Here is a 23252-nt window from a genome sequence, read left to right as displayed (position 1 = left end):
ATGCGGACCGGCGCAACAGCCGGTCCGACACAATGTCCCTGTGTCCTCAGTTTTGAGGGGTCCAGGGGCGGTTGTAGGCGCCAAGCCGCCATTCCCCATCTTCTATGAATCGCGGGTCCGACCCGGTGTTCAACGCGGTCGCCGCCGCATTCAGAGCTTCGGGGTCTGTATCGGGCCACGATCCGCTTTCGATGCGTTTTACGAGGGTCTCGACGATCACGGTGCTTTCGGCAGCCATGAATTCGCAATGGCCCGTGCCTTTGACAAGCGACTGCCGGTACAGATCGGTGGTGCCTTCCGCCTCGACCAGGGCCTGATACCCCTGCATCAGGGAATAGGGGATCGCCCAGTCGCCCAGCATGTGGATCCGGATTGTCGGCACATTCAACGCGCCGGTCGTCGTGCGCCCGTCGCCAGCCCAGAAGTCCAGCGCGTAATCTGACACAGGGATGCGTGGCTCGGCGTCGACGGTTGCGATGTCTTGGGCGAGATCCAGACCGGCCTCGGAGTACAGCGCCTCGACCACCTGTTTCATGGCGGGCGCTGCATTGTCGTAAAAGGCGGCGTAATCGACGCCTTCGTTGCCGGACAACTGCTGCCCCGAAGCCGCGTTCTCGAACAGCAGTCGTGACGATCCGCCCACGTTGCCTGCGATGCGCAGGGCGGATTGCACGATCATATCGCCCATCGCCGCCGCGTCGCCCACCTCGGGAAGTTCGGTGCCCTCGACCATCCAGGGCGACCATTGCCCGATGGCAAATGCCAGTGCCAGACGGGCCCGGCCTTCGGCGGTTTGACCGGCTGTTTCGATCGCGCTTTTCCAAGAGGCGCGAATGGCATCGAGATTGCGCTCGCCTCCGGCACCGGCGTTGGGCAACCCGACCACAGCAAGGTCCGAGGCCACGCCCAGCCCCTGCGCTTCGAATTCCGGTGCCAGCAGCGCCTTCATGGCGAACCAACCGTCAAGGAAACTGCTCATGATCCAGACCGGGGTATGGGCGGCCAGCACGACCGAACCGTCGATCTTGTCGGGAAAATCCTCGGCCGATGCAAGGCTGTCGAGTCCGCCGCCCGAACATCCGTATTGCAGCACGATGTCGGGCTGGCGTTCAAGTTCGACAAATTTGTCCTGAACCTGTTCCAGATTGCGGATTTCACGTTGTGGATCGTATTGCCACAGGCGCAGCGGATGCCGGGCCAGCCCGGCAAATGCATAGCCCCGTTCCATAAGATCTTTGTACCGCGGCGCATAGCTGGGCACGTTGATGAAACTGGCGAAATCCAGATCGCGCAGCAGCCGCCCGTTCCAGTTATCGGGCACCCGTATCAGCCAACTGGTTCCGTCGGCCAATGTGCCGCTGTGTTCCTTGAAGCCGTTTTGATCCTGCGCCGGGACTTGCGAGCCGACGCCGGCAGCCAGCGCGAAAACAAGTGCCGTTGTTCCGGCCCGCGCGCGCAGGCCAGTCAGTTGTCCGATCCGAAACATGGTGTCCTCCAGTTTGCATGGACCCAGTCGCAGACCTCCTCTGTCTGCGCGGGTCGTAAGAAAGTAGATGGCTAATTTTATACATGTCAAGCGCATGTTTACTTAGCGTCAACTTATCTTCGCGCGGCCGTGCGTGGACATCAGGCAGCCGAAGAAAATCGGGTGCGCAAGCGCGCCCGGTGGCCGTTGGATCGCCAAAGTGGCGCGGGCTTTCACCCGCGCCTTGCGCAGATTACTGACGCAGCTCTGACAGCTTCTGAATCAGGCTTTTGCCGGCATCGTCGGAAATTCCCGCCGCCAGCTCCTCGAACACCGGATCCCAGGCCCGTGCCAATCTTTCACGGTCTTCGGGGGTGACGCGATAAAGCTTTGCGGTGGTTTCAACCTCTTCAAGCGCGGCCTCGTTAATCTCACGCAGGTGTTTGGTTCCGGTCACCGTCATTTCCGCAGACAGCGAGTCGACGGTTTCGCGCTGCTCGTCTGTCAGATCGTCCCAGATATCTTTTCCGACGATCGTGATCAGCGCATTCCCGGTCAGCTCGTAGCCCGAAAAATATGGGGCGACCTCATACATCGAACTGGCCAGAAAGATGGTCGGCACGGTCAGCGAGCAATCGACAGTCCCGTTCTGAAGTGCGGTATAGATGTCCGACGCGGGCAGGGCGACCGGGCTGCCGCCAAGAGCTTCGACCTGTTTCGCCTGCCAGCGGCCGGCCGCGCGGATTTTCTTGCCGGCCCAGTCGTCGATGGTTTTGATGAACCCGTCGCGGCAGGCAAGCCCCCCGCCGAAAGCCGGGATAATCCACAGCGCTTTGACATCCTGCGCGTCCAGCAGGTTTTCGATGTCGGGGAAGATGGTTGTCATGGCCTCTTCGGTTGGGGGCGTATCAGTTGGCATTCCGCCCCCCATTTCGATGAATGCAAAGGATGGCACGACGCCGGACATCGCCGAGACAACTGCCATTGCCGAGGGCACAACTCCGCTGCCGACGGCATCGAGCGCTTCGGGGATCGAGACGAGACCGCCGTTGAAATCGGGCGTGAAGGTAACCGCCCCGTCCGTGGCCTCTGCTACCGACTCAGCCCATTCGACGCCGAGTTGAGAGAATTCGTTGCCCGCGTTGAATGGAAGCGCATAGGGGTATTCTTCGGCTGTGGCCGCACAAGCGAGGCAGGATGCCGCACAGGTCAAAAGCAGTGATCTGATGGATAGTGTAGTCATTTTTTCCTCCCTGGAAAATGCGGCCGAGCCGCCGCACGGTGGCATGACCGTGCGCCTTCCCTGTGGCGGCGAAGGCGCCTCGGTCACGGACCCCCGTTTGCCGGGGGGCCGGTCGTATTTGACCCCGGAGGTTTGCTCCTCCGATGATCTTAGTCCGGGGATGTTCCCCCCGGTGCTTGTGTCCCGGACTGGTGGACCGGGACGGGCACACCGGCCATCAGGCCGGGGCGGTCTTGCTTGGTTCGGGATGTCGGAACCTGATCCCGCCGATCGCCTCGTCACGGACCCGATTGCGATAGGCTTCGATTGTGTCCGGCCAATGGGTGAACACCTTTCCCGTGCCGCCGACGCGATAGTAGGAAACGCAGTTCCCGCGAACCATGACGCTGGCATCGGCCCGTGCCTGGATATCTTCGTTGAAGCTGCGATAGGCGTCCTCGTCGACTTCGACGATTTCGTCGCCGCCCGATTCTGCACGCGCGATGGCATCAAGGATGAAACCGGTCTGGCTCTCGACCATGTCGGTGACCGAAGCGCCGCCGCCATTTGGCCCGCAGATCATGAAGAAATTCGGAAACCCTTCGACCATTGTGCCGAAATAGGCATGGGGTACTTCCTGCCATTCTTCGCTCAGCCGCCGACCGTCACGGCCAGTGATGGTGAGGTTGCCCATCATGTTTGCGGGTTCAAAGCCAGTGGCCCAGATCACCACATCGACAGGGTATTCATCGCCCTCGACATCAACGATCCCGTCACGCGACAGCCCGGACACGCCGCGCCCGATCAGGGTCACGTTGTCGCGTTCGATGGCGGGGTAGTAATCGGTGCTGAACAGGGGACGCTTGCAGCCGAAGCGGTATTTCGGCGCCAGTATCTCGCGGGCCTCCGGGTCTTTCACCTGCTCGTCGAACAGCTCTCGCCAGACCGCCTCCTGTTCGGCAATGACGGCATCGTTCATCGGAAAGCGCGACTTGGCGATCAGTTCGAAACGGTCGAACCACTCCTTGCGGCGGGCCTGTTGCTCGCGGGCAAAGGCCTCGCTGTTGCGATCGACGTCAGCGAAGGAAATATCCGGGCGCGGCATCACGTAGGAAGGCGTGCGCACAAAGACCAGCAACTTGTCCGCCTGTTCGGCGGCATGCGGCACGACCTGTATGGAAGTTGCGCCACCGCCGACAAGGGCAACGGTTTTCCCCGACAGGTCAATCTCGTCGTTCCAGTAAGACGTATGAACGGACTGCCCCTGAAACGAGTCGAGCCCTTCGATCCTTGGGATGCTCGGCTGCGAGAACAGCCCGCCCGACCAGATCAGGGTCCTGCAGCGCCAGGTTTGCCCGTCTTCACTGGAAAGGTGCCAGCAGGCTTCGGTTTCATTCCAGTCTGCTGAAGCGATTCGGGTATCGAAGGTGATTTTTTCAGATACGCCGAAACGGTCGGCAAGCTCGTGAAGGTAGGACAGGATTTCGTCCCCCGGAGCGAAATTGGTCGACCATTTGTTGCCCGGAAAAAAGCTGTAGGCGTAAAGGTCGATCGGGGTGTCGCAGGCAACGTTGGGATAGCGGTGCTGACGCCAGACGCCTCCCAGGTCCGATGCGGCCTCGATCACTGCGATGTTGTCGCGCCCGCCTGCGAGCATCTTTGCGGCGGCTCCGATGCCGCCGAGGCCGGCCCCGATGATCAGCACGTCGAGCATGGGGATGTTATCAGATTGATTGGCGGGTGTCCGTGGCGCCGGATCGGTCCGCTGCGCCGGGGACTTGCTTGGTTGCGGCATCCTGTTCCTCCTGATCTGCCGGGCCGATCTGCCTTGGGCGATCCGCCTGTTGCGCGGCGCCACGAGGGCGCCGTCGCCGCGCGATCCGGACCCGCTCAACGGGCCGGGCCTTGGGTCCCGGGCCTGCGGGGCCCGGGGCGCTTTGCGTGCCGCATTGTGCGTTGCGGACTCTGCTGAAGGTGTGCCTGCGCGGTGTTGAACTGGGGCCGCTCCTCCGACCCCGGTCACGCCCTTGTCGCGGGCACCCGGGCGGTCAGCGGCCGTAGTAGGCGGTGAACGTCGTCGATGCGATCTTGTTCATGTGGATCATGAACCCAACCATCGCCGCCGATGCCTGATCGTCGAGCGGCAGCGCATCAACGCTCAGCGCGTGCAGCGTAAAGACATAGCGGTGAGGCTTGTCACCCGGAGGCGGCACAGGCCCGCCGTAACCCGGCGCACCCCAATCGGTGCGACCTTGGACAGTCGGCTCGGGCAGGCCGCCCGCGTTGGCGACATCTTCGGGAATGCCGGTCGCATCAGCCGGAATGTTGAACAGCACCCAGTGCCAGAAACCGCTGCCTGTCGGCGCGTCCGGATCATACATTGTCAGGGCAAGGCTCTTGGTGCCTTCGGGTACGCCGCTCCATTCCAGCGCGGGCGAAAGATTGTCGCCGGTGCAGCCCCAGTCGTTAAAGATGAACCGTTCCGGGATCGTTTCGTTTTCGGGAATTCCGACGACATTCAACTTGAATGCGGTTTCTGCTGACATTTTGGTCTCCATTTCCTGTTACGTGTCGAATTTTGCGTCTGCGGCCCGGGTCGGGCCGGTTCGGACTGGGGTCACGGGATCAGCACGACCTTTCCAAAGGGGTGGTTATCCTCGATATGGCGGTGCGCCTCGGCGGCCTCGCTCAAGGGGAATGTCCGGTCGATCGGCATGGTCAGCGCACCTTTGGCGACATCCACAAGCAAACCTGCGATCATCGCGCGTGTTTCAGGCAGGTGCATGACCTTGCCGAACATCAGGCCGGTGATCGAAAGGCCGGACTGACGGATCACGGCCGGGTCCAGCACCGGTTGCGTCCCGCTTGCAAAACCCACAAGAACCATCCGGCCGCGCGGGCGCAGGGCGGCCAGCACTTCGGCGAATTTCGGGCCACCGATCAGATCGACGGCAAGATCGGCGCCCGACTCTCCGGTCAGCCGCATCACTTCGGCTCGGATGTCGCCCTCGCGCCCATTGATGACATGATCGCACCCCAAGTCCTTGATCCGCTGCATCTTGTCGGCCGAGGACGCGGTGCCGATCACCGTGGCGCCCGCGCGTTTCGCAATCTGGACAAGCGCGATCCCGACACCTCCGGCTGCACCGTGGATCAGAACCGTCTCGCCTGATTTCAGCGCGCCATAGGACATTAGGGCATCGTGGGCGGTGCCAAAGGCCACCGGCACGGTTGCGGCCATCGCCAGATCGGCACCCGCCGGAACCGGATAGGCAAAATGCGCCGGTACAACGAAGACTTCCGCATGAGACCCGGACCAGTTGAAGCCAACGACAGAGTCGCCGGGCGCGATCCCAACAACGTCGGCCCCGACTTCAGTGACAATTCCGGCTGCCTGATAGCCGCCGATCCGCTGCCCGCCTTCCACCGGCGTGATCCTGCGATGCAGCAGATCTCCGCCTTCAACGCTGACAGCCGCAACGCGGATCGCAATGTCGCCCGGGCCGCAGACCGGCTCCGCCACTTCGCCATATTGCAGCACATCGGGCCCGCCGGTTTCGCTGTAGAATGCCGCTTTCATGGCCTGTCCTTCCGTGAACCGATGTCTGGGGTTATTCGCCGATAACTTCGATCAGCCAGGGCTTGCGGCTGGTGCGCGCCTTTTCGAGACAGGCGGCGAAGTCGTCTGCCGTTGCAACCCGCTCGGCCTCAAGCCCGAGGCTGCGTGCAAAGCCGGTGAAGTCGATCGGGGCACCGCCCCATGTCCAGGCCATCGCCTCGCGCTCGGGATCGGCGGTGTTCATGTCATACACCGCGTCGATGGCATCGGGCACACAGACCCACCCCTGGTTGTTGTTGACGACAAACACGACGGGCAGGTCGTATTGCACCGCACCCCAAAGGCAGGTTGCGCTGAACATCAGGTTGCCATCGCCCAGCAGCGCAAGAACCCGTCGGTCTGGCGCGCCCATCTGCATTCCCATGGCCGTCGGCGCGCCCCAGCCCTGTGCGCTTCCCTTGCCTGATACCGCGTGGAAATTCAGCGGATCGTCAAAATCGTACATTGCCTCGAGATGCCAGCCGAGCGTGCTGCCGGCCTGGATCACGATCCAGTCGTCGCCGCACTGCCGGTAGACTTCGCGGATCAGCTTCTTCTGCGGCACCGGGCTCTGATTGCCGGGCAAGGCGTCGGCGTCCGCGATCGCGGCGCTGCGGGCGTCGCGTGGTCCGGTACAAGTGGCCAGGTTGCGGTCCCGGTCGGCTTTGGGCAAGGGCGTATCGGAAAACAGCTCCGTCAGGGACCGGAGACTGGGCCCGGGGTGTCCGTGCAACGCAAGATCGGGCCAAAGCTGCTTTGACAGCAGCATGGGATCGGCCGACAGTGTTACCAGTTTCGTCGTTTCGCGCAGCATCGGTGCCTCGCCGGGCATACCCTTTTCGGTAAATTCGTACCCGATGGCGAGCGCTACATCGGCCTCGGCCAACAGCGCCGCATTGGCCGCAGGTGTGCCCACGTATTGCGCATGGCCCGTCGGGAAGCCCAGGAAAGAAGGGTCCTGTTCCGAGAGCACCGGCGCGCCGAGCGCTTCGGCCAGTGCCAGCATCTGATCCGTGGCCCGCAACCTGCCGACTTCGCTGCCGCAAAGCAGCACGGGGCGCTCCGCGTTGCGCAGCAGCTTTTCCGCTTCGGCGAGCCCGGTCGGGTCGGCGGACGGAGAATCAAAGCTGCGAAGCCGGGCGAAATCCTCGCGTGGGACAGGTCCGCTCAGCTCGATGTCGAACAGATCTGAAGGGATCGAGATATGCACAGGCCCCATCGGCGGAGTCGACGCGATTTCCCATGCGCGGGCGAGAATTTCGGGAATGCGCTCGGGCGTGGTGATATCGTAATTCCACTTGGTGAACTGCGTGCTCATCTCGGTCAGCGATCGCGGCGTGGCCGCGTATTGATCGCGCCCGCTTGTCGTGCGCGCGCCGGTGGTCGACAGCAGCACCATCGGAATGTTGTCTGCCCATGCCGTTGTCACCGACATCATCGCCAACGCAGTTCCCGAGGCATGGTAGACGATGCAGAAGGTCGGCTTTCCGGTCTGACGCGCATAGCCCTGCGCCATCATCGTCAGGTTCGTTTCGTTCAGATGGCTGACATAGGAGATTTCGTTGCGGCGGTTGAGAAGCGAGCGGCCCAGCCCGAGCATCCCGAGCCCGGTGATGTTGAACACACGGTCTGCCCCCAGACGCACCAGCGTGTCGGTCAGCAGATCGGCGCCCGTATAGACCATTTCGGCATGTCTTTCCGGTGACCTGCCAGCGGCGGTCTCAAGACGATTTCCCATGTGATGTCCTCCTCCCGAACCCGGGTGGGCAGGGTCAGGGCGGGACCGCAGTATTGGTGCGGTGACCCGGCTTGACGAGGGAATCTGCCAACCCGTCTCTAGGCTAGTCACGGGTCGGGCGGTTTCTCAAATTGATTTAGCGGACATGTTAAATCACGCAAATGAATACCATTGCGCCGGCCCGGTCAGCCGCACCGCAGTTCGATGCGCCCGACCCCCGACTCGGCTCAGGAGTCTTTTCCCACGTCCTTGACGTTCCAGGAGACCATCGAGAGGCTCAGGATTTTCTCGCGCATCCAGCTGTGTCCCTTGTCCATCTGTTGGCGGCGATGCCAGATCAGCAGCACCTCGAGCGTTTCCGGTTCGAAGGGCAGGCGCGCACGGACCAACCCGGCCCGCGCCCGGATCGGGGCAACCGCAGGATCGGGCACCGTTGCGATCAGCGTCGTGCCAAGCAGGATTTCCGAAAGCACAGAGGCGTGGGGAAGGGTCAGCGCGATTCGCCTGCGGCATCCGTTCTGCTGCAGCGCCACATCGACGGGGTGACGATGGGCGGGGGTGGCCCGGGTCAGCACGTTGACATGGCGCAGGGCAAGGTACACGTCGAAGGGGATTATGCTTCCCTCTGTCACCCCAAGCCGTTCGGCATGGGCCGCACAGAGAAGGACCGAGTAACGGCAGCTGGCCATATGCTCGCGCCGGAACCTGTCAGAGATCTCGAGCCGCCCGATGGCGAAATCGGCATAGCCGAATTCAAGCAGGCTTTCGTATTCGTCCAAAGGCGCTTCGAACACGTTCAGCTCGATGTGGGGGGCCTCTACCTCAAGCACTTTCATCAGCGCCGCGATATAGGTTTCTTCGCCGACATCCGTGGCCAGGATGGTGAAGGCGCGGGTCGAGTCCGCCGGAACAAAGGACAAGCCCTGCAGGATAGAGGTTTCGATTCCCTTCAGCCCCTGCTGCACCGGCCCGGCGATCATCTGCGCCAGCAAGGTCGGTTCCATGCCATTGCGTGTCCGCACGAACAGCTGGTCGCCCAATGTCTGCCGAAGGCGATTCAGCGCGTTGGACACGGCCGGTTGTGTCATGTTGAGCCTGTCGGCAGCCACCGACACGCTTCGCTCTTGGTGGACCGCATCGAAAATCTTCAACAGATTCAGATCGAGTGTGTTCAAGCCATGCATGTCAGTCCGCCTATTCACATAGAAAATAAAGCTGCCACTTAATATCAATTTGCATAGCTTAGAAATCTACGCAAGATCGACAGTGGAGGAACCGACACCGCGCGCTTTCGCGCAAGTGGGCGTCGGGCACCGGCGTTGAGGAGCGCCGAACGTGCCATGGTGCTGCGTGCGGGCATGGTGGAGGAACCCGCAACGGGGTTGCATCCGAAGGAGCCGTTTCGCCGGGAGGGCGGAGCGCACCAATCGGATTGGGAGGAAATTGACATGACCAAGCTGACAACAGGCGCGCTGTTTGCCGCGCTTCTGGGCACGCAGGCAGGTGCCGCAGATATGCCGTACTCTCTGCCGTTCAACGACACCAACGAGTTTTCGCGCATTGGCATCGAATGGGCCCAGGCCGTATCAGAGGCGACCGATGGCGAAGTCACCTTCGAGCCGGTTGGCAACTCTGCGCTCGTCACGATCCCGGAAACGCTTGATGCAATCGCGGGAAGCGTTGTGCCAGCGGCTATGGGGGTTGCATCGGCCATGGCCGGGACCATTCCGGCGTTCGGTTATCTTGAACTGAACCTCAGCGTTCCGGTGAACAACCCGCCAACGGAAGACGCGATGCCGCAGATTTTCCCCGATGTGGAAAAACTGCTTTTGGCCCATGATGCCAAGGCGCTGTGGATCATGCCGGCCTTCGGGGGTGGTTTGGCCTGCACGCAGGAAATTCTCGAGTCGGTCGACGAATGGGAGGGCAAGAAGATCCGCACTGCCGGTCGCTGGCAGGCCAAGCAGATGGAGGCCGCAGGTGCAAGCCCGGTGTCGCTGCCCGCATCCGATATCTATACCGCACTTCAGAACGGCACCATTGATTGCGCCCTGATTTCCGGTTCCATCTACCTGTCGAATTCGTTGTTCGAGGTCGCGCCCTATTTCTCGGACTACGGCTTTGCGGGAAATATGCTGATCACGCTGGTTGGCATCGATGTCTGGGAAGATCTGAGCGAGGCGCAGCAGCAGGCCATCACAAAGATCTCGGAGGAGACGACCGTGCGTGGCACCCGCGAACTGCGCGAGATCAGCGCCAGCGAGGCCGAGAATATCGCTGCGAAAGCCACGTATCACAAGGTGACCGACGACGAGATGGCCCAGCTGCTCGAACGCTGGGATCCGGTATATCGCGAGGCCATGGCAGAGGTCAGTGACGAGACCGGAACGCATCTGGTCGAGACTCTCTACGCCTACGGTCGATAAAGGCGCCAGAGATGCCAGCCCCGCGATCGCAGGCGTTCCTGCTGTTCAAATCCACGGTAGAGGGGGTCAATGCCCTCTTTACCGCCATCGCCTGCCTGCTAGTTGCCGCCATCGGCATCATCATCGTGGCGGCGACGCTGGCGCGAACGTTCGGCGCGCCGCAAATGTGGGCGCATGACTATGCACAGATCGCCTTTGTCTATGTCGTCTTTCTGTCCTTCGCTCCGGCGCTGCAGAACGGGCAGCATGTCACTGTCGAATTGTTCGAGTCTTTCGTGCCACGCCCTGCACGCCGCTTTCTGGATCATGTCGCCGCGATCGCCTGTATCATTTTCGGCGCGATCTTCTGCTGGTACCTGTGGAAGCTGACCGCGCGCGCATTTTCGGACAACCGTCTGGCGACGGCCGTGATCTCGATCCAGCTCAAGTGGATACAGGTCATCGGGCCCATTGGCGTTCTGCAATTCGTGCTGACCGCGATCCTGCGCCTTTTCGAGGCGCAGCATCGTCTTGTCGACACCCATACTGACTGAGGAAGCCCCATGGACGCCTTGATCTGGTTCAGCGCCTTTATCGGCGCACTCATCTTCCTTCTGTCGTTGCGCATCCCCGTCGCGGTCAGCATGGGATTGATCGGTATTCTTGGGACTGCGGTATTCGTGTCGCCGCGCGCCGTGGTTCAGATTGCGAACATCGCATATTCCCAGACCTGGAGCTTCGTTCTGGTCATTGTGCCGCTCTTCGTGCTTATGGGCGAGGTGATCGCGATTTCGGGCCTTGGCGCCGCCCTGTTTCGCGCCGCCGCGATATGGCTGCGACGCTTGCCGGGCGGGCTTGCCATTGGCACCATCGCCGCCAGCGCGGGGTTCGCCTCGGTCTGCGGCTCCAGCCCGATCACGGCGGCCACCATCGGGTCGATGGCCGTACCTGAAATGACAAAGCACGGGTACGCCCGCAGTCTCGCCGCTGGCGCGACTGCCGCTGGCGGTACACTTGGTATCCTGATCCCGCCATCGGTGCCGATGATCCTCTATGGGGTCATCACCGAAACGTCGATCGGCGGGCTTTTTCTCGGGGGTATTCTTCCGGGTTTGATGATGGCTGCGCTGCTGTCGGCGACCGTCATCATTCAGGTCATGATGCGCCCCGACATCGCGCCTGCGATCACCCATCGCGTCAGTTTCTCCGAACGTATGTCGACCAGTGCCGAGGCTCTGCCCACGGTGATCATCGCATTGCTTATCATCGGATCGCTTTACGCCGGTATCGCCTCGCCTTCGGAAACCGGCGCGTTTGGCGCTGCCGCCGCCGTGCTGGTTGCGCTGGTTCTTGGCAAACTGAAGGGCGGCGTGTTGCCCAAGGCGCTGCGCAAGACCGTTCGCACCACCGGCATGTTCATGCTTTTGCTGGTGGGCGGGCTGTTCAGCTCTTTCGTGCTCACCCGGCTTGGCGTGCCTCAGGACATCTCGAATTACCTGACCGGCCTCGATGTCGCCCCTTGGGTCATCATCGTGACAATCAACATCTTGCTGCTGATCATGGGGATGTTCCTTGATCCGCTGAGTATTCTGGTCATCGTGGTTCCGATCTTTCTCGATACCATCGTGGGGCTGGGATACGATCCGATCTGGTTCGGCGTCATCGTCACGATCCAGATCGAGATTGCGGCCATCACGCCTCCGGTCGGTCTGAACCTCTTCGTGCTGCGCACGGTGGTGCCGGATCTGTCGATTGTCGATACCGCGAAAGGTGCAATCGTATTCGTCATCCCGATGCTGTGCGGTATCCTTCTGCTGATGCTGTTCCCCGGCATCGCGTTGTGGCTGCCAAGTCTCAGGTTCTGACTTGGATGTACCGCCAATCAGGCGGCCGAGATCAGATGGTGGCTAGTGGGCGTGGATCTCGGTGCCGAGATCCGCAACCATGCGCCGCAGGCGATCCGCGATCGTGGTTGCCTTTTCCTGGATGCGGCTTGTCGGGCCGTGTACGCCGACGGCAAGCCCACGGTGCCCCGGAGGCACCGGCAGGAGGATCGACACCATTGAGGCATTCCAATGCGCAGTGGGCTTGACCAGATCCCTGGCATGTACGACCGACACATCGGTTTCGCGATGCCGCACCAGATCGGCGGCGAGATCTGTTTCGGAATACTCGGCTTCCTGCAGCAGACCTGACAACACCGTCTTGCGATAGACCGCGCGGGCGGTTTCGGGCGGCATCCGGCTGAGCATCAGCCAGCCAATGCCGTTCTGCACCATCAGCCGGGTCGACCCTTTCTTGATGTGGGAATGCAGCCCGTTCTGGCAGTGCAACGAATCCACGTATTCGATTTCAAGATCGGACCGTGCCGCCAGAACGACCGGCTCGCCCAGATCGTCGCGCAGGGCGCACATGGCATCAAGTACACCGGTTTTTTCGTAGTTGCCGGTATCCAGCCAGCTGGTCAGCCGCGAAATCCGCGGGGCTGGAAAATAATGATGCGTGTCTTCGTCAAATTCGACATAACCCATGCCGATCATCGTGCGCAGCAGCGCGGTCATGCTTGATGGCGGGCACCGCAACGCCGCGCAAAGCTCGTGCATCCGGGCTGGCCGGCGATGGCTCGCGAAGAATTCGAGAATTTCGATCACGCGCACAGCCGATTTGACGCGCCGTTCCTCCATGGTCCGGTCCTCCCCTCCCGGAAGCGCCGCATTAGCTGATGCGGCAACTAGTCATGCGGACATTAGCCTACTTTGCGAACCGCACAGGTAAAATTGTCCGCGAGGCTCGAAATCCCTCGGCGCGTGACGATAAACCCGCGCGCTGCTCTGCCCAGTGCGCGGGTCATTGTCAGGGCCCGGTGTAGGCGAATTGGTTTTCGACCGTGGTCCAGATCCGCCGGCCCGAGTGGGTCTTCTGCTCTTCCGCGATATGAGCGGTCAGTCCGGCGGCCCGCGAGGTCACCGCGATGCCGCGCATGATGCCGGGTGATATGCCGATCTCCAGCATGAGCGCGGCCAGAGCCCCGGTCGCGTTGATGGTCAGATGACGGCCATAGGTTTCGTCGACTGCCTGTGAAAACTGTTCAAGAAGGGTGATCGCTTCACCCGGTGCTCCGGCGTTACGGGCGATTTCAAACAGGCGCGGGCTGCGGGGATCGTCCGGTTTGTGCTGGGGATGGCCAAATCCCGGCAGGGGGCGGCGGTTTTCACGATAGGCGCGGGCGGTGCTGTGGCACCAGTCTTCTTTGTTGTCGCTTGCCAGACCTTCCAGCAACAGGTGCCCGCAGCCTTCCATTGTGCCCGCGAAGACATCGCCGACACAGTTCAGCCCGGATGAGATCGCAACCTGAATCTGATCGGGGTTAGAATCGGCGACGAGCCTCGCGACGATGGCATGAGGCGTCAGCCCGTGTTCCATCAGGGTGATAAGGCTGGCGTCGAAGATGGTCTTTTCCCAGGCTTCCGGCAGGCGGCCTGTAATCAGCAAAAACATCGTCTCGGCAAAGTCGTGCTTGCCCAGAATGTCCTGCATCAGATCGAGCCCGCGCCAGCGGATTTCGGTTTCGGTTGTGTAAGAGATTTCGGTGCTGAGCGTGTCGGTCATGTTCTTGTCCAGTCAGGTCTTGGGGCCGGTCGGGCCAAACAGAGTGTCGGAATCCTGCCCGATCAAGGGCGGAACGCGGCGAATTGGCGAGCGGACACCGTCAAAGCGGATCGGCGAGTTGATCATCCGATAGGGCTGGCCATCCGCGCCCTGCTGAGTTGTGAAGGTGCCCAGATGCCGAACCTGTTCATTGTCCGGAACCTCTGTCGTGGTCAGCGCGGGCGAAAACGGTACGTCGTTTGCTTCCAGCCGTTCGACCCACTCGGTCAGTGGGCGGGCAAGGAAAAGCTCGGCTAGGCGCGTTTGCAATTCGGTGTAATTTTCGTATCGCGACTGGCGTGTTTCGAACCTTGGATCGCTGGCCAGCGTATCGTCGCCGATGGCGGCCACCAGCGCCTCCCAGAACTTGACGGCCGACGACATATGGATGGCAATAAGCCGCCCGTCGGCACAGGTCATCGCGTAGCTCTGCGAGGCCCGGACCCGCGTCAGGCGGTTCACCTCGTGCCCGTCGTCTGCCATTGCAAAGCTGTCGGGCGTGAAGGCGATCGAGGCTTCGAGCATGTTGACTTCGACCCGCCGTGTGCTGCTGCCGCGTTCGCGGCCAACCAGCGCGCCAAGGATGCCATGCGCGGCGGTCATCCCGGTCACGTTGTCCGACAGGGTCGGCCCGGCGACACCGGGCTTGTCGGGATCGACATTCAGGTGGGTGATCCCCGACAGCGCGACCGCAACCGTGTCATAGGCCGGCCGGGTGCGATAGGGCCCGTCCGGTCCGAAGCCGGTGATCGAGCAATAAATCAGGTCGGGGTAGTCGGCGGCAATGCGGTCGGCGGGAAACCCCAGCCGCGCCATGACGCCGGGGCGGAAATTCTCCACCAGAACATCTGCGTCCGCAAGCAGCCGTGCCAGCTTTGCCTTGTCGTCGTCCTTTTGCAGATCAAGCACAACGCCAAGTTTGCCCTTGTTGTAGGCGCGGAAATGCGGCGCGTAGCTGCCCCCCATGAAGGCGCGGAACGGATCGCCCTCGGGGCGTTCAACCTTGATGACTTCGGCGCCCATCTCGGCAAGGATCGACGCGGTCAGCGGCGCGGTGATCATGGTTCCGATCTCAATCACCCGAATGCCGTCAAGCGGCAGTTTCTTCGTCGTACTCATTCGATACATCTCCTGCGTCGCGCCGCCGCCGCCCCTGCCCGCGACGGGATAGGACTGCGTTCTGCACCCGCGCGCCCATCGTGTTTTCGGCAGGGAACCATCGGATGCATTGTGCGCATTGCGCGCAGTTGGCAGCATTTCGCACAATGATCGCGGCGCAGGGAACGCATGTCAATGACGTGCCGACGGTTGCGGTGTCCTTTGCCGATGATCTTGGGATCGGTGTCGAAAGTTCACATATGAGAAATTCGCCGGCTCCGGCCGAGATTGATTTGACCCCCGCAAGACCCCACCCGAAAATCGGAGCGGGAGAACGGAAATGCGCGTTTCTGGCGAATGCCAGACCGGTCGGGACAGATGTCCATCACGGCTGCGACGCGGCGCGTTGAACAGATTTCCGAATGATCGAATTGACCACTTCAACTGACACACCATCGCAGCCGCCGAAGGGCGGCAAAATCTGCATCGTCGGCGGCGGCTTCATGGGCTGTGTGATTGCGACGATGTATGCGCGCCATGGCTATCAGGTTGTCCTGCACGACCCGGACCAGGCTGCGCTTGACAGTTTTGCCGAGCGCGCGCGCCCGATCGCGGCGACCTATGCAGCCGAAGCCGATGTAGAGGAAATTCTTGGGCGGGTGACGGGCGAACCCGAACTGGCGGCGGCTGTCAGCGGCGCGTTTCTGGTTCACGAGGCCGTGCCCGAAAATCTCGAGCTGAAGCAGACGGTGTTTGCGACGCTTGATCGTTTGTGCCCGCCTGATGTGGTTCTGGCGACCAACACCTCGTCGCTGCTGATTTCGGACATCGCAAGCAAGGTCACGCATCGCACGCGGGTTCTGGGCATCCATTACATTACTCCGGCCCACATCGTTCCTGCGGTCGAAATCATCCGCGTCGAAGAAACGCCGGATCAACTGGTCAGTTTTGCGCGCGCTTTCGTGGCCAGCATCGATCATGTCGGGGTGGTCTGCCCGGAACGCCCGGGATTTCTGATCAACAAGATACAGTTTGCCATGTTGACCGAGATCTATCGTCTGGTCGACGAAGGGCTGGCCACCCGTGAAGACATTGATGCCGCTGTCCGGCTAAGCATCGGCCCGCGGCTTGCCTTGTGGGGACCGCTTCTGACAGAGGATCTGATCGTGTCGAAAAAGACCGCGCTGGCGGTTACGGATTCGCTTTACCATCAGACCGGGGATGAGAATTTCAAAGGGCGCACCGCTCTGCGCGAGCTGGTGGACCGTGGCGACCTGGGCGCAATGACCGGGCAAGGCTGGTACGGGTTCGACGGTGCCTATGGCGACACCGTCGAGAAACGTGACCGGCAGTTGCGCGACTTGCTGGAATGGCTGCGCGACCGCGACGGGGTGGGGGAACTGAACCCGCGCTAGGCGGCGCGACCGTCTGCGCTGGCCAATGAACGGAACTTGGTCTCGACCGCGTCAAGTGTGTCGAGATCGGCGTATTTCGCGCGCAGGTCCGCCAAGGTCTGGTCGTGGGCCTCTTGCCACCGATCGCCGACGGCCTGTTCGACGACGATCGGACGGAACCCAAGCTGGATCGCATCCACCGCCGTTGCGCGGACGCAGCCGCTGGTGCTGAGCCCGACGATCACCAGAGTGTCGATCCCAGCGGCATTCAGGCGGCTGGTCAGGTCGGTGCCAAAGAAGCAAGAGGCGTATTTCTTGGTAAGCACAGGGTCGTGCCCGGGTTCGAAATCCAGCCGGGGGTCGATGTCGATTCCGGTGCCGCCAACGCAAAGGTCGCCCAGTTGTCCGATCTTGCGCGCCCAGAGACCGGCGTCGGAGAGGTCCGGCTCGTCATAGGCGACCCGCGTGTACATGATCGGCGTACCGGATTGGCGGGCCGCAGCGATCACACGGTTGACGTTCGAAATCAGCGTGCCGCACTCGGACCCAAGCGGGCGATCCGGTTCGGTAAAGGCGCGCGTCACGTCGATGACAAGCAGCAGTGGGGTTTTTCCCCACCCCAAAGTGTTTCCGAAATTCGTCGTTTCAGCCAATCTCGATCTCCTGAGTTCGGGTTAAGGTCGGGCCGTATCTCGCCGTGTCACAGCAGCGAGGGCAGGACGGTGGTCAATCCGGGGAACAGAGCGAGGATGACCATGCCCAATACGTAAAGGCCGACAAATGGCCAGGCGGCCGAAAAGACGGTCGACAGTTTCGCCTCTGTCCACGCACTTTTCAGCGCGAATAGCGTGTAACCGAATGGCGGTGTCATCCCACCGATGGTGATGTTCACGAGGAACAGCAGCCAGAACCAGATCGGATCGAATTGCAGGCTGTCGACGATCGGCAGGTAGATCGGAATCACGATCAGCATCAGCGCGATCTGGTCGATGAACATGCACAGGATGAAGGGCAGAACCATCAGCACCAGCAGCATACCCCAGCGCGACAGGTCCAGTGCGACAACCCATTCAGTCATGGCGGATGCGCCGCCCGTGAAGGCAAGCAACTGGCTGAACAATTTCGAACTGGCCATGATGAACAGGATCATGGCCGAGATCTTGGCCGAGGCGGCCAGCGCCTGTGCGATCATGCGAAGCGACAGGTTGCGATAGACCGCCGCAGTGAACAGGGACCCGATGACACCCATCGCGCCTGCTTCTGTCGGGGTGGCAACACCCATCAGGATCAGCCCCATCACCATCAGGATGATGATCGAGAATGGCACGACGCGAATGATGGCAAGAACCTGATCACGCTTTGTATAGGTGGGGGCGTCGTCGTCATCACCCGGAGCAAGTTCCGGGTTCAGCCAGATCCGCACAAAGCAGTAAATCAGGAACAAAGCGGCGAACATCAATCCGGGAAGGATGCCGGCGATAAGCAGCCCCGCGATGGATACGCCCGCAAGGGTGCCGATGATGATGACCAGAACGCTGGGTGGGATCAACGGGGCAAGGCTGGCGCCTGCAAGAATCGTGCCAGCCGACAGCCGCGGATCATATCCGCGGGCGATCATTCCGGGCAGCAGAGAACGCCCCAGCATCGCGGCCACGCCCATCGCCGCGCCGGACAATGTGCTGAACACCGTCGCCAGTACAATCGACAACACGTATTGTCGGCCTTTTACGCGTCCGACCAGCGTGTCGATGCTGCGGAACAGCACATCCACAGAGTTCGATCTGAACAGGATTTCACCCATCAGAATAAAGAGCGGTATCGTCACCAGCGACTGGCTTGTCGTCGTTTCATAGATCGAATTGACAAACAGCCCAAAACCCACGGGCCCCATAATGACGAAGATCGCGATAAGATCGATGAACAGGAAGGCAGCAAAGACCGGCAGGCCGGTTGCCATCAGCCCCAGCAGCACGCCGACGCCGATCAGGACGGCGGGAATTCCCTCAAGCATTGGCGGTCTCTTTCGTTTCTTCGGGCAAGGGGGAAAAGGTGAGCCGCAGGAAATAGAGCCCCGTGTTCACAAGCCCGTAGGTAATGAAGGCCGTGAGGATCCACTTCGGGATGCGGACTGTCGTCAGGGTCGAGGTTCCCCTGTTGAACAGATAGATGTTTTCGCCAAGGCAGATCCAGCTGGCCACCAGGCAGGCAACTGCGGCGGCCAGAAAGGTGGTGCGCAGGATTGCGCTCCGGTAGCGCAGCAGCAGATCGGGAATGATCGTCACGGCAACATGTCCATTCTCGCGCGTCAGCCAGGGCGCGGTCGTGAACACCATGATCAACAGCAGGAACGAAACGAAATCGCTGGCCCAGGTGGTCGGTGCTCCGAACAGGTAGCGGGACGTGACCTCGTAGGCGTACATCAACACAATTGCCCCGAGCATTGTCGCACCAAGGACAAAGCCCGCATAGCTGATGGCATCGTGGGTTTTCAGGATCGGCTTCACGTCGGGCTCCCCGGGGTTGCGATTGTGGCGGGCCGTGTCCGGCGCGGCGCTGTCGGTTGAACCCACCCTGCGCGGGGCGAGTGTATCAACGAATTATATTTGTGCAGCCGCACGCGAAACAATTTCACATATGCGAAGTTGCTGCGCGTCCGGCTTACATGGAGTTGGGCAGCCATAGTGACAGGATCGGGAACAGCAGCAGCAGTGTCAGCACCACGAATTCGGACAACAGGAACCAGGTAACGCCCTTGAAGATGGCGCTTAGTTCCACTTCGTTCTTCATCATGCCCTTGATTACAAATACGTTCATGCCGACCGGCGGCGTGACCAGCCCGATTTCAAGCAGCTTGATGACGATGACGCCGAACCAGATGAGGTCGAACCCGAGGGTTTCGACCAGTGGCGCAGTGATCGGCACGGCGATCAGAATGATGCCGATGGAATCCAGGAACATCCCAAGGAACAGAAACAGCACCACGATGGACAGGATGATGCCCACGTCCGACAGATCAGCCTGTTCGGTCAGGTTCAGAAGATAGGGCGTGAAACCGGTCAGCGCGATAAGCGAAACCAGCATCTTGGCGCCGATTGCGATCACGAAAACCATGGCGGTTTGCAGCGCGGTTTCCCGAAAGGCACCAAGCAGCCCTTTCAGGTCGATGCGGCGCAGGACAAGGCCAAGCCCGATGGCCGTGACGAATGAGATGGCCGCAGCCTCGGTCGGGGTAAAGATGCCAGAATACAATCCGCCCACAGCAACAACAAACAGCAGCGTGATAGGCCAGAGTGCGGCCAGAGACTTCATCTTCTGCTCGCGCGTGAACGTCTGGGTCGTGCGGGGTGCGGCCTCCGGTTTCAGTGTGGCCCAGATCACGATGACGACGACAAAACCCGCAACCGATATCAGCCCCGGAACGATGCCCGCGATGAACAGCTTGCCGATCGATTGCTCGGTGAAGATACCGTAGAGCGCAAACAGAAGGCTGGGCGGGATCAAAGACCCAAGCGTGCCGCCCGCCGCAACCGATGCCGTCGCAAGCGAAGGCCTGTATCCATTGCGCAGCATTTCCGGAACGGCGATGCGGCTCATCGCCGAGGCGCAGGCAACGCTGGACCCGGTGATCGCAGAGAACCCGGCGCAGCCGAAGATGCTTGCGATGGCAAGATTGCCGGGCAGCCGGGTCAGCCAGACCCTGATCGCGCCGAACAGATCGCCGGTAAAGCCACAACGGTTCGCGACATGGCCCAGGCCGATGAAGAGCGGCACCATGGTAAGGGGGTAACTGTGCAGGAAGCCGTAGGGTTCGTGCGACAGGAAGTTCAGCGTGGGAGGCCAGGCAAAGGCGGGGTTAAAGTCGCCCCCTTCGGGCCAGGCGAAGAATAGGAAAATGCCCAGCGTCGCGCACACACCAAGGGCAAAGCCGATCGGCACCCGCAGAAACAGCAGGATCAGGACCAGGACCAGGATACATTCAACCAGCAGGATGGGATTCATGGTCAGTCCAGGCTTGGATCGGCGTATTCGTCCGCATGGACCTGCGGTTTGATCGTGCCGATGGCGAGGTCGATGGCCAGCATCAACAAGCCCAGACCGAACAACATCTTTGTCGGCCAGATCGGCAGTTGCAGCAGACCCTGATAAAATTCACCGGTTTGATACAGCTTGGCGCTGTCCTTAAGCGCGGCATAGGCCAGACCGCTGCAAAGCAGACACCCCAGCAGGTTGCCGAACCTGTCGGTGATTGCGGTGAACAGGCTGCCAAGCTTGCCGATCAACTGCACCTTGATATGCCCTGTCTCGGTTTGCACCGATGCCAGTGGAAGCATCACGGTAACGATCAGCAGCCCCTCGGCAAGCACCACGTCGTCGGTGACGGGTGTGCCGAACAGGGCGCGCCCCAGAACCGATGTGGCGACAAGGAGTGCGAGTGCGATGAGCGACAGGATCGAAATCCAAAGCATCGCCCCCCGCACTTGCGCGCCCAGGCTTTGGGCGGCTTGCGCAGCCCGTGATGTCATCCGCGTTCCCAAGGGTAGCCTTGCGACTGCCGCTCGGTTTCGTATTTCTCAAGCAGGGCGCGATATTGTTCGACAACTTCGGCGCCCGGCAGGCCCATCTTGGTCCGCTCGTCGATCCACGACTGAACAAAGTCTTCGCTCACCGACGACAGTTCTCCGACAAGGGTTTCATCCAGCGATGTCACCTCGATCTGGTGTCCGTCAACGCCGGCCACCAGCTTTTCCTTCACCCCGGCGTCCGAAGAGATCATGTTGCGCGCCACCTCGTCGATGGCGTCATGACCGACGGTCTGAAGCACATTCTTCTGGTCCTGCGACAGCGCCGCATAGCGTGCGCCGTTCATGATCATCGGATAGGACAAGAGCTGGCCAAAGTTCATCTCGACGATGTGCTGGGCCACTTCGTACTGACGATAGGCGAACAGGTTGCTGTAGTAGACCTGGTTGCAATCGACCAAGCCGTTTTCCAGCGCCTGATACACGTCGACCTGCGGGAACGACACGATGGTCGCACCGAATTTTCCGAAGTTGGCAAGATAGGCTTCGCCCGAGGCGCGCATCTTGCGACCGGACAGGTCGGAAAGGCTGTTGATGGGATCCTTGCACACCAGCAAGACGGGGCCGGTCGTGAAATTCGAGATATAGACCACATCGTTGTCGGCGAATTCCTTCTGGATGTGCTCGTTCGTCGTTGCCAGATCATACGCCGCGCGCAGCCCGACCCAGATATCCGAGCCACCGTTACCGAACGGGAGGTCGGTCACCTCGTACAGAGGCAGGCGGCGGGGCGTGTAGGAGGAGACGGCATAGCCGAGGTCGGCAAAGCCGGATCCGACACCATCCAGCACGTCGCGCGCTTTGACCAGCGCACCGCCCCAGGTGATGTTCATGTTCATGTCGCCGCCCGATGTCTCGGCGATCTGGTCTGCGATCCACATCAATGATTGCGCCCGCACACCGCGTTCGGGTCCGAATTCGGTACAGCGCAGCGGGGTGGCGGCGTCGGCCAGTCTTGGCATCATCGCGCTGGCACCAGCTGCGGCACCCATGGCCAAAAGACCTCTACGGTTCAACATTGCATATCCTCCCTTACAGCCTGTTCAGACCGATGTTTCGACCCGGCTCTCCGTCGAATTCCCGACCGGGCATGTCAGCGCTCCAACCGGAGCGAGATGTCTTTATGTCGAAGGCGACTTGTGCGCAAAGCGCGCAACCGCTATCATATCGAACAAAGTTTCATAGATGTCTAAGTGAGTCAACTCGCGTCTCGTTCGATCTTCCGGGTGTTTCGGTGTCGGGCGTCCGTTTGCACCTGTCATAAGGCATCCGAACCCGAAGGAGACGGATATGGACGACGAGGCAATCGAGTCGGAGGCTTGGTACGTGAATTCGCTTGCCCGGGGCCTGAAGGTCCTGCTTGCGTTTTCGCAAAGACAAGAGGCGCTTAGCACGTCCGAGGTGGCGGAACTTACCGGACTGTCGCGGGCTGCGACACGTCGCTTCCTGATGACCCTCAGATACCTTGGTTACCTGCGGTCGGTCGACAATCGCTTTGTCTTGTCCGCCAAAGCGCTTGACCTTGGTTATGCCTACCTGAGTACGTCGGGCATCGTCGAGCTTGTACAGCCCATTCTGGAAACCCTGTCCGCGACCTGTTCGGAAACCTCGAGCCTTGCGATCCTCGAGGGCGAGGAGGTGATATATGTCGCCCGGACGCCGACCCGTCGGATGATTGCCCTTCGCGTCGGGATCGGCAGCAGGATTCCGGCCTATGCCTCTTCGCTGGGAAAGGCGATCCTGGCCTTCACGGAACAAGCCGAGGCCGACGCTTTGATCGAGTCTTTCGAGTTAAAGGCGCTCACACCCAAAACGATCGCCGACCCTGCGCTGTTCCGCGAAGAGATCAGGACGGTGCGCGCCAATGGCTATGCGGTGACCGCTTCCGAACTTGAAGTAGGAGTTGCGTCGATCGCCGTTCCGATCATGGCAAGTGACCGGTCGGTGATCGCGGCGCTGAATATCAGTACGCATGAATCCATTCACGCGCCGCAGGACCTGCGCGACAAGTTCCTTGAGCCTCTGCTGAACACCAAGGCCGACATCGAAGCCGCGCTTTCTGCGGTGCCGCATCTGACGCTCAAGTTTCGCGGCTGAATGCAAT

The 23252-nt window shown here is 61.1% G+C and carries 21 protein-coding genes; 5 read left to right on the top strand and 16 right to left on the bottom strand.

The window, feature by feature from the left end:
• Positions 1-46: 46 nt before the first annotated feature.
• The 7 genes from FGK64_RS19975 to FGK64_RS19945 all read right to left on the bottom strand — a co-directional run bounded on the left by FGK64_RS19975 (position 47) and on the right by FGK64_RS19945 (position 9207).
• Positions 47-1486 carry a hypothetical protein gene (locus FGK64_RS19975; protein ID WP_246057837.1) on the bottom strand — a complete coding sequence of 480 codons (1440 nt, stop codon included), beginning with the start codon at positions 1484-1486 and terminating at the stop codon, positions 47-49.
• Between the two features lie 232 nt (positions 1487-1718).
• Positions 1719-2795, bottom strand: coding sequence for a TRAP transporter substrate-binding protein (locus FGK64_RS19970; RefSeq protein WP_171054161.1), 1077 nt, complete (start codon positions 2793-2795; stop codon positions 1719-1721).
• Between the two features lie 130 nt (positions 2796-2925).
• On the bottom strand, positions 2926-4482 hold the full coding sequence (locus FGK64_RS19965) for a flavin-containing monooxygenase (RefSeq protein ID WP_138865635.1): 1557 nt from the start codon (positions 4480-4482) through the stop codon (positions 2926-2928).
• A gap of 253 nt (positions 4483-4735) precedes the next feature.
• On the bottom strand, positions 4736-5233 hold the full coding sequence (locus FGK64_RS19960; protein ID WP_246057836.1) for a YbhB/YbcL family Raf kinase inhibitor-like protein: 498 nt from the start codon (positions 5231-5233) through the stop codon (positions 4736-4738).
• Positions 5234-5304: 71 nt separating this feature from the next.
• The gene (locus tag FGK64_RS19955; RefSeq protein ID WP_138865633.1) at positions 5305-6267 is read right to left on the bottom strand and encodes a quinone oxidoreductase family protein; all 963 of its coding nucleotides are present in this window, start codon (positions 6265-6267) and stop codon (positions 5305-5307) included.
• Between the two features lie 31 nt (positions 6268-6298).
• A complete protein-coding gene (locus tag FGK64_RS19950) occupies positions 6299-8023 on the bottom strand; it encodes a thiamine pyrophosphate-binding protein (protein WP_138865632.1) in 1725 nt (574 codons plus the stop codon).
• A gap of 227 nt (positions 8024-8250) precedes the next feature.
• Complete coding sequence (locus tag FGK64_RS19945; RefSeq protein WP_138865631.1) at positions 8251-9207, bottom strand: LysR family transcriptional regulator; 957 nt, start codon at positions 9205-9207, stop codon at positions 8251-8253.
• Positions 9208-9471: 264 nt separating this feature from the next.
• On the opposite strand from FGK64_RS19945, the gene FGK64_RS19940 reads away from it, so the two are divergent.
• From FGK64_RS19940 to FGK64_RS19930, 3 genes are read left to right on the top strand one after another with little or no spacing between them, the layout of a single operon-like run.
• Positions 9472-10449 (top strand): TRAP transporter substrate-binding protein, encoded by a 978-nt coding sequence (locus FGK64_RS19940; RefSeq protein WP_171054160.1) that lies wholly within the window; start codon positions 9472-9474, stop codon positions 10447-10449.
• Between the two features lie 11 nt (positions 10450-10460).
• Entirely contained in the window at positions 10461-10982 is a 522-nt protein-coding gene (locus FGK64_RS19935; RefSeq protein WP_138865629.1) for a TRAP transporter small permease, read from the top strand.
• A gap of 9 nt (positions 10983-10991) precedes the next feature.
• Complete coding sequence (locus FGK64_RS19930; protein ID WP_138865628.1) at positions 10992-12293, top strand: TRAP transporter large permease; 1302 nt, start codon at positions 10992-10994, stop codon at positions 12291-12293.
• A 42-nt stretch (positions 12294-12335) separates the two neighbouring features.
• On the opposite strand, the gene FGK64_RS19925 is transcribed toward FGK64_RS19930, so the two are convergent.
• The 3 genes from FGK64_RS19925 to FGK64_RS19915 all read right to left on the bottom strand — a co-directional run bounded on the left by FGK64_RS19925 (position 12336) and on the right by FGK64_RS19915 (position 15195).
• Positions 12336-13112, bottom strand: coding sequence for an IclR family transcriptional regulator (locus FGK64_RS19925; protein WP_138865627.1), 777 nt, complete (start codon positions 13110-13112; stop codon positions 12336-12338).
• A 169-nt stretch (positions 13113-13281) separates the two neighbouring features.
• Positions 13282-14037 carry a citryl-CoA lyase gene (locus FGK64_RS19920; RefSeq protein ID WP_138865626.1) on the bottom strand — a complete coding sequence of 252 codons (756 nt, stop codon included), beginning with the start codon at positions 14035-14037 and terminating at the stop codon, positions 13282-13284.
• A gap of 12 nt (positions 14038-14049) precedes the next feature.
• On the bottom strand, positions 14050-15195 hold the full coding sequence (locus tag FGK64_RS19915) for a CaiB/BaiF CoA transferase family protein (protein WP_138865625.1): 1146 nt from the start codon (positions 15193-15195) through the stop codon (positions 14050-14052).
• 401 nt (positions 15196-15596) lie between these two features.
• Here FGK64_RS19915 and FGK64_RS19910 point away from each other — a divergent pair, with 401 nt between their 5' ends.
• Entirely contained in the window at positions 15597-16589 is a 993-nt protein-coding gene (locus FGK64_RS19910; protein ID WP_138865624.1) for a 3-hydroxyacyl-CoA dehydrogenase family protein, read from the top strand.
• Here FGK64_RS19910 and FGK64_RS19905 read toward each other — a convergent pair.
• From FGK64_RS19905 to FGK64_RS19880, 6 genes are all read right to left on the bottom strand, one after another.
• Positions 16586-17221, bottom strand: a complete 636-nt coding sequence (locus FGK64_RS19905) for an isochorismatase family protein (protein ID WP_138865623.1) — start codon at positions 17219-17221, stop codon at positions 16586-16588. The genes FGK64_RS19910 and FGK64_RS19905 overlap by 4 nt on opposite strands.
• A gap of 47 nt (positions 17222-17268) precedes the next feature.
• Complete coding sequence (locus tag FGK64_RS19900; protein ID WP_138865622.1) at positions 17269-18579, bottom strand: TRAP transporter large permease; 1311 nt, start codon at positions 18577-18579, stop codon at positions 17269-17271.
• Complete coding sequence (locus tag FGK64_RS19895; RefSeq protein ID WP_138865621.1) at positions 18572-19072, bottom strand: TRAP transporter small permease; 501 nt, start codon at positions 19070-19072, stop codon at positions 18572-18574. Before FGK64_RS19895 ends, FGK64_RS19900 begins: the two co-directional genes overlap by 8 nt.
• A 154-nt stretch (positions 19073-19226) precedes the next feature.
• Entirely contained in the window at positions 19227-20567 is a 1341-nt protein-coding gene (locus FGK64_RS19890) for a TRAP transporter large permease (RefSeq protein WP_138865620.1), read from the bottom strand.
• Between the two features lie 2 nt (positions 20568-20569).
• The gene (locus FGK64_RS19885; protein WP_138865619.1) at positions 20570-21091 is read right to left on the bottom strand and encodes a TRAP transporter small permease subunit; all 522 of its coding nucleotides are present in this window, start codon (positions 21089-21091) and stop codon (positions 20570-20572) included.
• The gene (locus FGK64_RS19880; protein WP_138865618.1) at positions 21088-22167 is read right to left on the bottom strand and encodes a C4-dicarboxylate TRAP transporter substrate-binding protein; all 1080 of its coding nucleotides are present in this window, start codon (positions 22165-22167) and stop codon (positions 21088-21090) included. Before FGK64_RS19880 ends, FGK64_RS19885 begins: the two co-directional genes overlap by 4 nt.
• A gap of 271 nt (positions 22168-22438) precedes the next feature.
• Here FGK64_RS19880 and FGK64_RS19875 point away from each other — a divergent pair, with 271 nt between their 5' ends.
• The gene (locus tag FGK64_RS19875; RefSeq protein WP_138865617.1) at positions 22439-23245 is read left to right on the top strand and encodes an IclR family transcriptional regulator domain-containing protein; all 807 of its coding nucleotides are present in this window, start codon (positions 22439-22441) and stop codon (positions 23243-23245) included.
• Positions 23246-23252 lie beyond the last annotated feature (7 nt).

This window comes from Arenibacterium halophilum, assembly GCF_005938225.1.
Lineage (GTDB): Bacteria > Pseudomonadota > Alphaproteobacteria > Rhodobacterales > Rhodobacteraceae > Arenibacterium > Arenibacterium halophilum.
This window is presented reverse-complemented; position numbering and strand designations above follow the sequence as displayed.

Excerpts from the sequence above, each read along its gene's own strand:
- FGK64_RS19975 (WP_246057837.1), bottom strand. The coding sequence starts at position 1,486 with ATGTTTCGGATCGGACAACTGACTGGCCTGCGCGCGCGGGCCGGAACA.
- FGK64_RS19965 (WP_138865635.1), bottom strand. The coding sequence starts at position 4,482 with ATGCCGCAACCAAGCAAGTCCCCGGCGCAGCGGACCGATCCGGCGCCA.
- FGK64_RS19960 (WP_246057836.1), bottom strand. The coding sequence starts at position 5,233 with ATGTCAGCAGAAACCGCATTCAAGTTGAATGTCGTCGGAATTCCCGAA.
- FGK64_RS19955 (WP_138865633.1), bottom strand. The coding sequence starts at position 6,267 with ATGAAAGCGGCATTCTACAGCGAAACCGGCGGGCCCGATGTGCTGCAA.
- FGK64_RS19950 (WP_138865632.1), bottom strand. The coding sequence starts at position 8,023 with ATGGGAAATCGTCTTGAGACCGCCGCTGGCAGGTCACCGGAAAGACAT.
- FGK64_RS19945 (WP_138865631.1), bottom strand. The coding sequence starts at position 9,207 with ATGCATGGCTTGAACACACTCGATCTGAATCTGTTGAAGATTTTCGAT.
- FGK64_RS19940 (WP_171054160.1), top strand. The coding sequence starts at position 9,472 with ATGACCAAGCTGACAACAGGCGCGCTGTTTGCCGCGCTTCTGGGCACG.
- FGK64_RS19935 (WP_138865629.1), top strand. The coding sequence starts at position 10,461 with ATGCCAGCCCCGCGATCGCAGGCGTTCCTGCTGTTCAAATCCACGGTA.
- FGK64_RS19930 (WP_138865628.1), top strand. The coding sequence starts at position 10,992 with ATGGACGCCTTGATCTGGTTCAGCGCCTTTATCGGCGCACTCATCTTC.
- FGK64_RS19925 (WP_138865627.1), bottom strand. The coding sequence starts at position 13,112 with ATGGAGGAACGGCGCGTCAAATCGGCTGTGCGCGTGATCGAAATTCTC.
- FGK64_RS19920 (WP_138865626.1), bottom strand. The coding sequence starts at position 14,037 with ATGACCGACACGCTCAGCACCGAAATCTCTTACACAACCGAAACCGAA.
- FGK64_RS19915 (WP_138865625.1), bottom strand. The coding sequence starts at position 15,195 with ATGAGTACGACGAAGAAACTGCCGCTTGACGGCATTCGGGTGATTGAG.
- FGK64_RS19910 (WP_138865624.1), top strand. The coding sequence starts at position 15,597 with ATGATCGAATTGACCACTTCAACTGACACACCATCGCAGCCGCCGAAG.
- FGK64_RS19900 (WP_138865622.1), bottom strand. The coding sequence starts at position 18,579 with ATGCTTGAGGGAATTCCCGCCGTCCTGATCGGCGTCGGCGTGCTGCTG.
- FGK64_RS19890 (WP_138865620.1), bottom strand. The coding sequence starts at position 20,567 with ATGAATCCCATCCTGCTGGTTGAATGTATCCTGGTCCTGGTCCTGATC.
- FGK64_RS19885 (WP_138865619.1), bottom strand. The coding sequence starts at position 21,091 with ATGACATCACGGGCTGCGCAAGCCGCCCAAAGCCTGGGCGCGCAAGTG.
- FGK64_RS19880 (WP_138865618.1), bottom strand. The coding sequence starts at position 22,167 with ATGTTGAACCGTAGAGGTCTTTTGGCCATGGGTGCCGCAGCTGGTGCC.
- FGK64_RS19875 (WP_138865617.1), top strand. The coding sequence starts at position 22,439 with ATGGACGACGAGGCAATCGAGTCGGAGGCTTGGTACGTGAATTCGCTT.